General features: G+C 60.9%; 10 protein-coding genes. All 10 read right to left on the reverse strand.

What is annotated here, in order from left to right; translation table 11 throughout:
• Nucleotides 1-193: 193 nt before the first annotated feature.
• Entirely contained in the window at nucleotides 194-3247 is a 3054-nt protein-coding gene (locus ACF8E5_RS20385) for an efflux RND transporter permease subunit (protein WP_392475723.1), read from the reverse strand.
• A complete protein-coding gene (locus ACF8E5_RS20390; RefSeq protein WP_058638173.1) occupies nucleotides 3244-4311 on the reverse strand; it encodes an efflux RND transporter periplasmic adaptor subunit in 1068 nt (355 codons plus the stop codon). Before ACF8E5_RS20390 ends, ACF8E5_RS20385 begins: the two co-directional genes overlap by 4 nt.
• On the reverse strand, nucleotides 4308-5396 hold the full coding sequence (locus ACF8E5_RS20395; RefSeq protein ID WP_078479326.1) for an efflux RND transporter periplasmic adaptor subunit: 1089 nt from the start codon (nucleotides 5394-5396) through the stop codon (nucleotides 4308-4310). The genes ACF8E5_RS20390 and ACF8E5_RS20395 overlap by 4 nt, the downstream gene beginning before the upstream one ends.
• A 232-nt stretch (nucleotides 5397-5628) precedes the next feature.
• A complete protein-coding gene (locus ACF8E5_RS20400) occupies nucleotides 5629-6519 on the reverse strand; it encodes an ABC transporter permease subunit (protein WP_023532426.1) in 891 nt (296 codons plus the stop codon).
• Nucleotides 6516-7436: an ABC transporter permease subunit gene (locus ACF8E5_RS20405; RefSeq protein ID WP_058638175.1), complete on the reverse strand. Its 921-nt coding sequence runs from the start codon at nucleotides 7434-7436 to the stop codon at nucleotides 6516-6518. Before ACF8E5_RS20405 ends, ACF8E5_RS20400 begins: the two co-directional genes overlap by 4 nt.
• Nucleotides 7433-8575 (reverse strand): polyamine ABC transporter ATP-binding protein, encoded by a 1143-nt coding sequence (potA, locus tag ACF8E5_RS20410; RefSeq protein WP_058602845.1) that lies wholly within the window; start codon nucleotides 8573-8575, stop codon nucleotides 7433-7435. The genes ACF8E5_RS20405 and potA overlap by 4 nt, the downstream gene beginning before the upstream one ends.
• A gap of 68 nt (nucleotides 8576-8643) precedes the next feature.
• Entirely contained in the window at nucleotides 8644-9738 is a 1095-nt protein-coding gene (locus ACF8E5_RS20415) for a polyamine ABC transporter substrate-binding protein (protein WP_392475724.1), read from the reverse strand.
• 159 nt (nucleotides 9739-9897) lie between these two features.
• Nucleotides 9898-10995 carry a polyamine ABC transporter substrate-binding protein gene (locus tag ACF8E5_RS20420; RefSeq protein WP_058638177.1) on the reverse strand — a complete coding sequence of 366 codons (1098 nt, stop codon included), beginning with the start codon at nucleotides 10993-10995 and terminating at the stop codon, nucleotides 9898-9900.
• A 160-nt stretch (nucleotides 10996-11155) separates the two neighbouring features.
• Nucleotides 11156-12517: an aspartate aminotransferase family protein gene (locus ACF8E5_RS20425; protein WP_058602842.1), complete on the reverse strand. Its 1362-nt coding sequence runs from the start codon at nucleotides 12515-12517 to the stop codon at nucleotides 11156-11158.
• Between the two features lie 48 nt (nucleotides 12518-12565).
• Nucleotides 12566-13924 (reverse strand): glutamine synthetase family protein, encoded by a 1359-nt coding sequence (locus ACF8E5_RS20430; protein ID WP_058602841.1) that lies wholly within the window; start codon nucleotides 13922-13924, stop codon nucleotides 12566-12568.
• Nucleotides 13925-14456 lie beyond the last annotated feature (532 nt).

Genomic DNA, 14456 nt, shown 5'->3' on the forward strand with positions numbered 1-14456 from the left:
TGATCGTGGGATGGCTGAAGTAGTGCGATTGCGGAAGCAACTGCCTTTCACCGCATCTAGGGTCCAGCGCCCCCCCGTGTGGGAGCGGCCTTGCGCCGCGATGGGCTGCGCAGCAGCCCCAGGGTTTCAGCTTCGTAGCGCGCAATATCGGGGCCGCTTTGCGGCCCAGCTGGCAAGCGACGCGTATCGCGCCTCAACCTTTCTGACGAGGCTCCCGAATCTTGTAGGACGCTACATACAGCGCCGGCAAGAACAGCAGCGTGAGCAAGGTCGCCACGATGATGCCGCCGATCATGGCGTAGGCCATCGGGCCCCAGAACACCTCGCGGGCAATCGGGATCATGCCCAGGCTGGCGGCGGCAGCAGTCAGCAGAATCGGCCGGCGACGATGGTTGGTCGCCTCGACCACGGCGTCCCAAGGCGAGTATCCCTGGGCTTCGAACTCATCGATTTGGGTCACCAGAATCACCGAGTTGCGAATGATGATGCCGGCCAGCGCCAAAATACCCAGAATCGCCACGAAGCCCATTGGCGTGCCGGTCGGCACCAGCGCCAACACCACGCCGATGAGCCCCAATGGCGCCACGCTGATCACCAGGAACAGCTTCTTCACACTGTGCAATTGGATCATCAGGAACGTGGCCATGAGGAACAGCATCAGCGGGATCACCTTAGCGATGGGCCCCTGGGCCTTGCCGCTCTCTTCCACCGTACCGCCGGTTGCAATCTCATAGCCGGTGGGCAACTGGCTAGCGAATTTGTCGATATCCGGCTTGAGCTGGGCCACCAGGTCCGTGGGTTGGATATCGCCGTTGACCGAGGCCTTGAGTGTGATCGTCGGCTTGCGATCGCGGCGCCAGACCAGGGGCTGCTCCTGTTCGTAGCGCACGGTGGCAAACGCCAGCAGCGGGATCGAGGTGCCATTGGGCGTTAGGATCTGCAGGTTTTGCAGCGTATCGGGGGAGCCCCGCTCGCTGTCCACGGCGCGGGCCACCACATCGATCAGATAGATATCGTCGTTGACTTGGGTGACGGGTACGCCGGTGACGATGCTGTTCATCACATTGGCCACGTCTTCCGACGACAACCCCAGCTGACGGGCCTTGTCCTGGGCGATATCGATGCGCAGCACTTTGCCCGGCTCGTTCCAGTCGTAGATCATTTCGCCGATGTTGGGGTTCTTGTCCAGCAGCGTCGCCAGCTCGATGGCATGCTTGCGCACCTGGTCGATGTCCTTGCCGCTGACCCGGTACTGGATCGGCCGCCCCACCGGAGGCCCCATTTCCAGCGACTGGACGTTCGAGCCGATACCCACAAAATCCTCGCGCAGGCGCTTCTGCAGGCGGGCGATGAGTTCACCGCGCTCCTCCAGGCCTTTGCTCACGATGACCAACTGCGCGTAGTAGGGGTTCTGCAACTGCTGGTCCAATGGCAGGTAGAAGCGCACCGCACCCTGGCCGATGTAGGTGCTCCAGTGGTCGATGCTCTCATCGTCCTTGAGCGTTGCCTCCAGCTGGTCGACCACCTTGCGGGTTTCCTGGATCGACGCATTCTGTGGCAGGTTCAGATCGACCAGGATTTCCGGACGGTCCGATGCAGGGAAGAACTGGTTCTGTACGAAGCGCATGCAGAACACTGCCAGGGCGAACAGCACCACGGTGCCGATGATGGTCAACCAGCGGTGGCGCATGCTCCACAACAAACCCTGTTCGAACGCCCGGGCCACCTTGCCCGGCTTGTCATCATGGGACTTCACCTTCCGGGCGTTGAGAATGTGCACACCCAGCACGGGGGCGAAGAACACGGCGACCACCCACGACACCAACAGCGCCACGGCAATGACTGCGAACAGCGTAAAGGTGTATTCGCCGGCCGAACTGGCGTTCAGGCCGATCGGCACGAAACCGGCCACGGTCACCAGCGTACCGGTGAGCATGGGAAAGGCCGTGGAGGTATAGGCGAACGTCGCGGCATCCTGCTTGCTCTCGCCCATCTCAAGGCGTGTGACCATGACCTCCACCGTGATCATGGCGTCATCGACCAGCAGCCCCAGCGCAATGATCAACGCACCCAGCGAGATACGCTGCATGGTGATGCCGCTGTATTCCATGAACACGAACACCATGGCCAGCACCAGCGGGATCGAGCACGCCACCACCAGGCCTGCACGTACGCCAAGGCTGACGAAGCTGACGGCCAATACGATGATCACCGCCTCGAACAGCGCGCTAGTGAAGCCACCGACGGCCTTCTCCACCACTGTGGCCTGGTTGGACACCGTGTGCACATCGACGCCTACCGGAAGCTCGTTGGTAATGCGCTGCATGGTCTGCTTCAGGGCCTTGCCAAACTCCTGGATGTTGCCGCCCTTCTGCATGCCGATGGCAAGGCCCAGGGCCGTCTTGCCGTTGTAGCGGAACATTGGCGCAGGCGGATCGGCATAGCCGCGCTCGACCTGAGCAACATCTGCCAGGCGGTAGAAGCGGTTGTTGATGCGCAGGTTGACGTTCTCAAGGTCCTTTTCCGAGGCGAACTGCCCGCTGGTCCGTACGGAGATACGCTCCGGCCCGGCCTCGATCACGCCCGCTGGCGTCACGCTGTTCTGCGTCTGCAAAGCCTGCATCACCTGACGCTGGTCGATACCCAAGGCAGCGAGCTTGCGGGTGGAGAAGTTCAGGTAGAGCACTTCGTCCTGGATACCGACCATTTCGATTTTGCCGATATTGGGCACTTCACGGACCTCGGCCCGCACCCGCTCCACATAATCACGCAACTGACGCAGGCTCAGCCCGTCGGCGGTGAAAGCGTAGATGGAACCGAATACGTCGCCGAATTCATCGTTGAAGCCAGGGCCCTGCAAGCCCTCGGGGAAATCGCCGCGAATGTCCTGGATCTTCTTGCGTACCTGGTACCAGATCTGCGGTATGTCGTCTGCCTTGGTGGTGTCGCGCAGGTAGACGAACACCGTTGATTCACCTGGCCGGGTATAGCTCTTGGTGTAGTCGAGCGAATCGAGCTCCTCGAGCTTCTTCTCGATCCGGTCGGTTACCTGCAGCAGCGTCTCCTCCTGGGTAGCGCCAGGCCAGCGAGTCTGGATCACCATGGTCTTGATGGTGAAGGACGGGTCTTCTTCGCGGCCGAGGTTGAAGTACGAAAAGATGCCCATGAGCAGGCCGACGAACATCAGGTACCACACGAACGACTGATGCTTGAGCGCCCATTCGGACAGGTTGAAGCTTCCTTTCATTGCGCATCCTCGTCGAAGGTGACCTGCTGGCCAGGCTTGAGGCTATTGACGCCGGCGATCACCACCCGCTCCCCAGGCTGTACGCCTGATGAGACGACGATGCGGTCTTCGTTTCGGTCGATCAGGGTCACGTCGCGCAAAGCGACAGTTTTCTGTTGAGGTTCGACGACCCACACCTGGGTCTTGCCATCGCGCTCGAGCAGAGCGCTGGCCGGCAGTTCGCTGCGCGGAGAAACCTGCGAGCTGAGGGTGACGCTGACGGCAGTCCCCAGATGGAACGTTTCAGGGGTGCTGGCCAAGGTCAGCCGCGCACGCCGGGTGCGGGTGGTGGCATCGGCCTTGGGCTCGAGCTCGCGCAAGGTGGCGGTGGTGTTGACGGCAGGGTTGAGCTGCGAGGCAACGGTGAAGGTCAGGTCCGGGGCCAACTGCTCGGCAATGCCGATGGGCAGGTCGATCACGGCTTCCTTCACGTCTGGCCTGGCCAGCTTGACCACCGCCTGCCCAGCGGTGACGGTTTGCCCCGCCTCGGCCTGCCAAGCGGTAATCACCGCCGCATGATCGCTGCGAAGTGTGGTGTAGCCGAGCTGATCACGGGCCTGACTGACCGAGGACCTGGCCTGCTCCAACGTGGCGCCGGCGGTTTTCAGGTTGGTCTGGGCAATGTCCAGCTGGGCCTGAGCACCCACGCCGCGGTCGTACAACTGTTGTTGCCGGCGGGCGTCGGACTGCGCGTTGATCCACTGCGCCTGCACCCTGGCTAGGTCGCCTTCAGCTGCACGCAGTTGGTTTTGCTGGTCGGTCGGATCCAGCGTGGCCAGCGTATCGCCCGCTTTGACCTGGGCACCGACGTCCAGCCAACGGCGTGCGATGCGACCGCCTACGCGAAAGCCCAAGGTACTTTCGTAGCGCGCTTCGATGACGCCTGCAAAGCGGCCCAGGCGGGCCTGCAACTGAGGTTGCACCACTACCGACAGCACGGGGCGAACCGGCTCTGGCGGCTGCTCTTGCTTGCCGCACCCGACAAGCAACACACCGGCACACATCAGTGTCAGCCAAGGCTTCATAGCGGGCTCTCCGGCGCTTTGGCGGGGACTTTTTCAACTTTCATACCGGGGTGCAGCAGCTGCCCGCCGGTCACCACGACGACTTCGCCACCGTCGAGGCCTTTGCCGATGACTACGGTGCCGGTCAGGTAGCGGCTCACTTCGACTTCCCGCAACTGCACCTTGTCGCCCTCACCCACGATCCATACGGCGGGTTTCTTCAGGCCTTTGGTCAGTGCTGACCAAGGCAGCTCGACACTCGGCTTGCCCCGCCCCTGCGTGGTCACGGTGACGGGCGCGCCCAACTGCATGGCAGGCGGAACGTCCTGCAGACCGACCTTGACCTGTACCGTACCGCTCTGGGCCGAGACGGTGGGCGTGATTTCCCTCACCGCCCCACGGGCTTGTACCTTGGGATCGTCCAGCAGGCTGACCACCACGCTGGCATCGCTCGGGGTGCCTGCCAACAGGGACTCATAGACGTTGAACACCGCATCACGCTCGCCATCCCGGGCCAGGCTGAAGATCGGCATGGTCGCTTGCACCACTTGGCCTACCTCGGCCTGGCGCTCGGTGATCACACCATCGGCCTCTGATACCAGCGCGGTATAGCTCAACTGCTCGTTGGCGTTCGCCAGCTGAGCCTGTGCGGCCTTCAACGCGCTCTGGTTACTGCGCAACGAGGCCTGGGCAGCATCGTATTCGCTTTGGCTGGTATAGCCCTTGGGCAGCAGTTTCTGCTGGCGGACGAAGGCGGCTTGGGTCTGGGTGACTCGCGCCTGGGCGGCGAACACCTCGGCCTTGGCCGAGGCGACGTTGTTCTGCAGGTCCTTGGGGTCAAGCCGCGCCAGCACTTGCTTGGCCTTGACGTGATCGCCCACATCCACCGCGCGTGAGATGATCTTGCCGCCTACGCGGAAAGAAAGGTCGGTTTGCACACGCGCCTGGATATCACCGGTCAGGGTCACCCTGGCAGCGAAATCAGCAGATTGGACAGTCTGCACCCCCACGCGAGGCAGGGTTCCTTCGGGCTCACTCTTGCTGCAGCCCGTGAGCAAGCCCAGCACCCCCAAGCCGGTGACCAGCAGCACACGCGACAACGTCATGGAGGCTCCTTTCTTGCGCGCAAAAGATTCATGCATGCGATTCGCCAGGTAAGCCGGGGTTCCATAATTCTTATTGGAGTACTAGAGGCCCTGCCTACTTCAGGCCCCTGGGCGGCTTTGTTAGGTCAGGTATAGCGAGCTCCAGCAATTGTGTCAGTACCGCATTCTCTCAAGATCACGGGCGCTGGGTCGGGCGTAGCTGATCGTCTGCAAGCGAGCAGCTACGCCTCAATCAGATCGGCGCCACCGGCGCCGGGCGCCGTACCTGTGGCTGCGAGGCGTTGGCCGCCGCACCCTCTTCGATGGCTTGCTGTATGGCCTTGCGGCGGCGCTCCTCGGCACGGCGGCTGAAGTACCAGACGAAGAACGTAACCAACGAGACGGACAGCAGAATCAGGCTGGCCACGGCGTTGATCTCCGGCTTCACGCCCAGGCGCACCGCCGAGAACACTTCCATGGGCAACGTGGTCGAGCCTGGCCCGGACACGAAGCTTGCCAGCACCAGGTCATCGAGCGACAGCGCGAACGACATCATGCCGCCGGCCGCCAGCGATGGCGCAATCATGGGGATGGTGATCAGGAAGAACACCTTCCACGGCTTGGCTCCCAGGTCCATGGCCGCTTCCTCGATCGACAGGTCCAGTTCACGCAACCGCGCCGACACGACAACCGCCACATAGGCTGCACAGAAGGTGGTGTGGGCGATCCAGATGGTGACCACGCCACGCTCCTGCGGCCAACCGATCAATTGCGCCATGGCCACGAACAGCAGCAACAGCGACAGACCGGTGATGACTTCAGGCATCACCAGCGGCGCAGTGACCAGGCCGCCGAACAAGGTGCGACCGCGGAAGCGGGTGACCCGGGTCAGCACGAAAGCGGCCATGGTGCCCAACGCAACCGCTGCCACCGCCGTGTAGCAGGCAATTTCCAGCGAGCGCATCACCGAGCCGATCAGCTGGGTGTTGTCCAGCAGGCCGACGTACCACTTCACCGACCACCCACCCCACACCGTCACCAACTTGGAGGCGTTGAACGAGTAGATGACCAGAATCACCATCGGCAGGTAAATGAACAGCAAGCCGAACACCAGCATCAGCTTGGAAAAACCGAAGCGCTTCATGCCCTGCCCTCCATTTCCTTGGCCTGGCTGCGGTTGAACAGCAGAATCGGCACGATCAGGATCGCCAGCATCACCACCGCCAGCGCGGAGGCGACCGGCCAGTCACGGTTGTTGAAGAACTCCTGCCACAACACCTTGCCGATCATCAGGGTTTCCGGACCGCCGAGCAGCTCGGGGATCACGAATTCGCCCACCACGGGGATGAATACCAGCATACAACCGGCGATGATGCCGTTTTTCGACAGCGGCACGGTGATTTTCCAGAAACTGTTGAAGGTGCTCGAGCCCAGGTCAGATGCCGCTTCGAGCAGGCTTGGGTCATGCTTCACCAGGTTGGCGAACAAGGGCAGGATCATGAACGGCAGGTAGGAATAGACCACGCCGATATACACCGCCAGGTTGGTGTTCAGGATCTGCAGCGGCTGGTCGATCAGCCCGGTCCACATCAGAAAGCCGTTGAGCAAACCGTTGTTGCTGAGAATGCCCATCCAGGCATACACGCGGATCAGGATCGCGGTCCAGGTCGGCATCATGATCAGCAGCAGCAGGACGGTCTGGGTTTCCTTCTTGGCATTGGCGATGGCGTAGGCCATCGGGTAGCCGATCAGCAGGCAAAGCAGCGTGCTGATGAACGCCATCTTAAGCGAACCCAGGTAGGCCGAGATATACAGGTCGTCCTCGGTCAGCAAACCGTAGTTGGCCAGGTTGAGCACCAACTGGATCTTGTCCTCGACGTAGCTGTAGATCTCGGTATAAGGCGGGATCGCCACGTCAGCTTCGGCGAAACTGATCTTCAGGACGATGAAGAACGGCAGCATGAAGAACAGGAACAGCCACACGAAAGGAACACCGATCACCAGGTGCCGCCCCTCAGGGGTGATGCGCCGGAACGCTCGCTTGAGCTTGCGCAGCTTCATGACCGCAGTACCACGCCGCTGTCGTCTTCCCACCATACGTAGACTTCATCGTCCCACGTAGGGCGCGCGCCTTGGCGCTCGGCGTTGGCGACGAACGACTGCACCACCTTGCCACTGGGTAGCTTGACGTAGAACACCGAATGACCGCCCAGGTAGGCGATGTCATGGATCTTGCCGCGCGACCAGTTGTACTCGAAGTCAGGCTGGACAGTGGTGACCAGCATCTTTTCCGGGCGCAGCGCATAGGTGATGTGCTTGTCTTCCACGGAGGTGGAAACACCATGCCCGACGTAGATCTTGCGCTCAAGTTCAGGCGAGGCGATCAGGGCATGACCTTCGGCATCGTCGATCACCTCGGCATCGAACAGGTTGACGTTGCCGATGAATTCGCAGACCAGGCGGCTGGTCGGGGTTTCGTAGATATCCACCGGCGAGCCGATCTGAGCGATCCAGCCCAGGTGCATGATGGCGATGCGCTGGGCCATGGTCATGGCCTCTTCCTGGTCGTGGGTCACCATCACGCAGGTCACACCGACGCGCTCGATGATTTCCACCAGCTCCAGTTGCATCTGCGAACGCAGCTTCTTGTCCAGGGCGCCCATCGGCTCGTCCAGCAGCAACAGCTTGGGGCGCTTGGCCAGGGAGCGAGCCAAGGCCACGCGCTGGCGCTGGCCACCGGAGAGCTGATGCGGTTTGCGCTTGGCGTACTGGGTCATGTGCACCAGCTTGAGCATCTCGGCCACGCGGGCGTCGACCTCGGCCTTGGGCAAGCGGTCCTGCTGCAGGCCGAAGGCGATGTTCTGCGCCACGGTCATGTGCGGGAACAGGGCGTAGGACTGGAACATCATGTTGATCGGCCGCTCGTAGGGCGGCATGTCGGTGATGTCCACACCGTCCAGGAAGATGCGCCCTTCGGTGGGGCGTTCGAAGCCTGCCAGCATGCGCAGCAAGGTCGACTTACCGGAGCCGGAACCGCCGAGCAAGGCGAAGATTTCGCCCTTGCGGATTTCCAGGGACACATCGTCCACCGCTACCGTTTCGTCGAATTTTTTCGTGACCCGGTCGATCTTGACCAGCACCTGCTTGGGTTGCTGGCCACCCTCGAGGGCTTTCTTATAGGCGCCGGAGGCAACTGCCATGAGTGAAACTCCCAACAAGATTTTTGTGCCCGCGCGGCCTGCCAGGCAGGTCGCGCAGGTGAGGTGGATTACTTGCCCGACTTGACCTTGGTCCAACTGCGGGTCATCAGGCGCTGCACCTTGGGCGGCAGCTCTGAGTTCACGAACATCTTGTCCAGCACATCCTGCGGTGGATAGACCGCAGCGTCAGTCCTCACGGCCTGGTCCATCAGGTCGCCAGCCTTCGAGTTAGGGTTGGCATAACCGACGTAATCACTGACCTGGGCGATAACCTCAGGTTTCAGCAAATAGTTGATCAAGGCATGCGCCTGCTCCACGTTCCTGGCGTCCTTGGGGATCGCCAGCACGTCGAACCAGAGGTTGCCGCCTTCTTTGGGAATGGCATAAGCCAGGTTCACGCCCTTCTTCGCCTCTTCGGCGCGGGCCTTGGCCTGGAACACATCACCCGAGAAACCCGCCGCAACACAGATGTTGCCGTTGGCAAGGTCGGTGATGTACTTGGACGAATGGAAGTAGGTCACGTAGGGGCGCACCGCCAGCAGCTTCTGCTCGGCCTTGGCGTAATCCTTGGGGTTGGTGCTGTTGGGATCCAGGCCCATGTAGTTGAGGACGGCCGGTAGCATTTCGTCCGCCGAGTCGAGGAAGGCCACACCGCACTTGGACAACTTCTTCATGTTCTCGGGTTCGAACAGCACCGCCCAGGAATCGATGGTATCGACCCCAAGCGCCTCCTTGACCTTGTCGACGTTATACCCGATGCCATTGGTGCCCCACAGGTAAGGCACGGCATACAGGTTGCCCGGATCGTTCTTCTCCAGACGCTTCATCAGCGCAGGATCAAGGTTCGCGTAATTGGGTAGCAGTGTCTTGTCGAGCTTCTGGAAAGCGCCCGCCTTGATCTGCTTGCCCAGGAAATGGTTGGAAGGCACGACCACGTCATAGCCGGTCCTGCCGGCCAGCAGCTTACCTTCCAGGGTCTCGTTGGAATCGAAGACATCCTGCACCGGCTTGATGCCCGTGGCTTTCTCGAAGCCCGGGAGGGTATCAGGGCCGATATAGTCGGACCAGTTGTAGAAATGCACCGTAGGCGCCGCTTGGACGCTGCATGCCAGCGTCAGGCTCGCTGCAGCCATCATGGCCTTGCGTAATACAGAATTGGACAAGTGGGTGGTCCTCACAATCAGTGTCTGGGTAGCGACAATGCTTGCCGCACACGCAAAACCGGCGCGCAACTTACCTTCGCAGCTTCGATGCCGCAATGTTCAATTGCCTTTCACTGGTTTCGGACCGGGAATACCCGGCCCGAAAATGCTACATCAGGCTTATTTGCCCGATTTGATCTTGGTCCAGCTGCGGGTAATCACCCGTTGCACTGCTGCCTCAGGGGCGGCAATGGCGTACAGCTGCTTTTTCACTTCAGCGGACGGATAGATGCTTGGGTCGCTGGTGATTTCCTTGTCCACGAAGGCGGTCGCGGCCTTGTTGCCGTTGGGGAAGCGCACGGCATTGGTGATTTCGGCCATGACTTGCGGCTGCATCAGGAAGTCCATGAACTTGTAGGCCGCTTCCTTGTGCTCGGCATCCTTGGGCATGGCAACCATGTCATAGAAGGTGCCGGCGCCTTCTTTCGGAATCACGTAGTCCAGCTTGACCTTGTCCCCCGCCTCGTGGGCGCGGGTCTTGGACTGTTCCAGGTCACCCGAGTAGCCGACTGCCAGGCAGATGTTGCCGTTGGCCAGGTCGCCAATGTACTTGGAGGAATGGAAGTAGGTGATCGAAGGACGGATCTTGAGGAACAGGTCCTCGGCAGCCTTGAGGTCTTCCTTCTTGGTGCTGTTGGTCGGCAGGCCCAGGTAATGCAGGGCAGCTGGCAGCATTTCGGTTGGGGCATCAAGGAAGCTCACGCCACAGCTCTTGAGCTTGGCGATGTTCTCTGGCTTGAAGACCACGTCCCAGGAGTCGATCTTGTCCACGCCCAGCGCGGCCTTGACCTTCTCGGGGTTGTAGCCGATGCCGATCGAGCCCCACATGTAGGGGAAGGCGTATTTGTTGCCCGGGTCACTGGCATCGCCCACGGCCTTGAGCAGGTCCTCGTCGAGGTTCTTCCAGTTGGGCAGCTTGGTGCGATCGAGTTCCTGGTAGACGCCAGCTTTGATCTGCTTGGCCAGGAAGTTGTTGGAAGGCACCACGATGTCATAGCCGGACTTGCCGGCCAGCAACTTGGCCTCCAGGGTTTCGTTGCTGTCGAACACGTCGTACTTGACCTTGATGCCCGACTCTTTCTCGAACTTGGCGATGGTGTCCGGAGCGATGTAGTCCGACCAGTTGTAGACGTTCAGTACCTTGTCTTCAGCCTGTACAGCCCCGACCACTGCGCCCATCAGCGCGGCGGCCAACAACGTCTTGCCCATATTCTTCATGCGTCATGCTCCAGAGTGTTCGATTAGCTATCCGTTCAGAAGCCGGGTCCCGCAGTACACGCGTGTGGGCGACTGAAGCAGCCGCTAGTCTGGCAAGTTACAAGGCCCGGTTTCAAGGAAACCTGGCCCTTGTAACGACTTAATGTCACATCGCTAGCTGTCAGCGAATCGCTTCGAGCGTCAGGTCCAGGCATTTACGTGCCTTTTCCACCAGTTCGTCGATCTCGGCCGGGCTGATGACCAGAGGTGGCGCGATGATCATCGTGTCGCCAACAGCCCGCATGATCAGACCATTGTCGAAGCAGAAATTACGGCAGATCATGCCCGCGCCCTTGCCTTCGAAACGGCTGCGGGTCGCCTTGTCCTTGACCAGCTCGATCGCGCCGAGCAGGCCAACACCGCGCACCTCGCCCACCAGCGGGTGGTCCTGCAACTCACGCAGACGCTTTTGCAAATACGGTGCCGCTTCGGTGCGCGCTTTCTCGACGATTTGTTCGTCGCGCAGGATGCGCAGGTTTTCCAGGCCCACTGCGGCAGCCACAGGATGCCCCGAATAGGTGAAGCCGTGATTGAAATCCCCACCTTCGCTGAGCACCTTGGCTACCTTGTCACGCACGATCACACCGCCCATGGGGATGTAACCGGAGGTAAGGCCTTTGGCGATGGTCATCAGGTCGGGCTTGAGGTCGTAGAAATCCGAGCCGAACCACTGCCCTGTTCGCCCGAAGCCGCAAATGACTTCGTCGGCCACAAAGAGGATGTCGTAACGGGCCAGAATTTCCTTGATCTTCGGCCAGTAGGTGTCTGGCGGGATGATCACGCCACCTGCGCCCTGGATGGGCTCGGCGATGAACGCTGCGACGTTGTCCTCGCCGACTTCGAGAATTTTCTTTTCCAGTTGCTCCGCAGCCCAGACCCCGAACGCCTCCGGTGTCATGTCACCGCCCTCGCCATACCAGTACGGCTGGGGGATGTGCACCACGCCCGGGATGGGCAGGCCGCCTTGCTCGTGCATGCCACTCATGCCGCCCAGGCTGGCGCCGGCCACGGTGGAGCCGTGATAACCGTTGACCCGGCCGATCAGGGTCTGCTTGCTCGGTTTGCCCTTGAGTGCCCAGTAATGGCGAACCATGCGCAGCACCGTGTCGTTGCCTTCGGAGCCTGAACTGGTGAAGAACACATGGCTCATGCCCTCGGGCGCCACTTGGGTGATCGCCTTGGCCAACTCCAGCGCCGGAGGATGGGCGGTCTGGAAGAACAGGTTGTAGTAGGGCAGCTCACGCATCTGCCGCTCTGCCGCCTGAACCAGCTCCTCACGCCCATACCCCACGGCCACGCACCACAGGCCAGCCATGCCGTCGAGAATCTTGTGCCCCTCGCTGTCCCACAAATGCACGCCCTGCGCCTTGGTGATAATGCGCGGCCCCTTGTCCTTGAGCTGCTTGTAGTCGCTGAAAGGCGCGAGGTGATGCTCGCCACTGAGGGCTTGCCATTCACGGGTTTGCGGGTTGTTCAGGCTCATGTGCTTCTCCGTTGACGGACGGCCGCGCGCCTGCGGGGCCGAGGTTGATCAAACTGCGAACAGCAGGAATTCACGCTCCCAGGAACTGATGACGCGCTTGAAGTTCTCGTGCTCGGCACGCTTGGTGGCCACGTAGCCGGCGATGAATTTCTTGCCCAGGTACTGCTCCAGGGCGCGGCTGTTTTCCATGCGCTCCAGGGCGTCCTCGATGGTCAGCGGCAGGCGCAGGTTGCGGCGCTCGTAACCCCGCCCTTGGACCGGGGCGCTGGCCTCGATACCTTCGACCATGCCGATGTAGCCACACAGCAGGCTCGCGGCGATGGCCAGGTACGGGTTGGCATCCGCACCCGGCAGGCGGTTTTCGACGCGCCGGCTTTGCGGGCCGGCGTCAGGCACGCGCAGGCCTACCGTACGATTTTCCTCGCCCCACTCCACGTTCACCGGTGCCGAGGTATCCGGAAGGAAGCGGCGGAACGAGTTCACGTTCGGCGCGAACAGCGGCAGCGCTTCGGGAATGAATTTCTGCAGGCCGCCAATGTGGTTCAGAAACAGCGTGCTCATGCTGCCGTCTTCATTGCTGAAGATATTCTTGCCGGTGGTTACGTCGACCACGCTCTGGTGCAGGTGCATCGCGCTGCCAGGCTCGCCGGTCATGGGCTTGGCCATAAAGGTGGCTGCCACGTTGTGCTTGAGCGCCGCTTCGCGCATGGTGCGCTTGAACACCAGGATCTGGTCGGCCAGGTGCAGGGCATCGCCGTGACGGAAGTTGATTTCCATCTGCGCCGTGCCGTCTTCGTGGATCAGCGTGTCGAGGTCCAACTGCTGCAATTCGCACCAGTCATAGACATCCTCGAACAGCGGGTCGAATTCGTTCGCAGCTTCGATGGAGAAGGACTGGCGCCCGGTTTCGGGCCGCCCCGAACGGCCCACCGGCGGTTGCAGCGGGAAGTCAGGGTCTTCGCTGCGCTTGGTCAGGTAGAACTCCATCTCGGGCGCGACGATGGGCTGCCAACCCTTGTCAGCGTACAGCTTGAGCACCTTCTTGAGCACGTTGCGCGGCGACAGCTCTACGGGGTTGCCCTTCTTGTCGTATGTATCGTGGATGACCTGTGCGGTCGGCTCGATGGCCCATGGCACCAGGAACACGGCATTCTCGTCAGGCCGGCAGATCATGTCGATGTCTGCAGGGTCCAGCAGCTCGTAATAGATGTCGTCGTCGACATAGTCGCCGGTCACTGTCTGCAGCAACACGCTCTCGGGCAGGCGCATGCCCTTCTCGGCGATGAACTTGTTGGTAGGCGAAATCTTGCCGCGCGTGATGCCGGTCAAGTCGCTGATCAGGCATTCGACTTCGGTGATCTTGTGCTCTTTCAACCAATCGGTGAGCTGGTCGAGGTTGTTACTCATAAATACCTCAGGAGGTAAGGTGGTCCGCGCCTTGATTCTGGATGCAGTGGATGGCTAAAGCAAAACCCCCGCGCAGGCGTACGGTGGATACACTGAAACCACGTGTGCCCGAGGCGATTTGTAACGGCAGAAAGAAGCGAAGCGTAGAGATGGGGTGCCATGAAGGCGGGGCCGGGCATGCCAGACGTCAATTATTGCGAGCACTGCCCCCACGCGGTTGGCAGGCCTGGCAAACATGACTGAACAGCCTGACTGCACTGCATTGGCAGCGCTTCCAGGTCGCGGCAGGCGGACCATGAGACCCTCGTATTATTCTGTTTTGGGTTGAATCGGAGCTTAGCGCCGTTCATTTTTTTACACAACACCTGCGTAAAAAATAAACGACGCAGTGCTCGCGATAGCGCTTTTCCAGAAAAATAGCGGATAATGCCGTGCCCCGATATGCAGCAAATCTGCCGTAGATGTGCCATTTCAGGGCATCATGGGGTTGGCTTGACATCAGTATGGCTTTTCGATTGACTGGTCCTGCAAG

Origin of the sequence: Pseudomonas sp. WSY_20 (assembly GCF_043104335.1) — a bacterium.
Classification (GTDB): domain Bacteria; phylum Pseudomonadota; class Gammaproteobacteria; order Pseudomonadales; family Pseudomonadaceae; genus Aquipseudomonas; species Aquipseudomonas parafulva_B.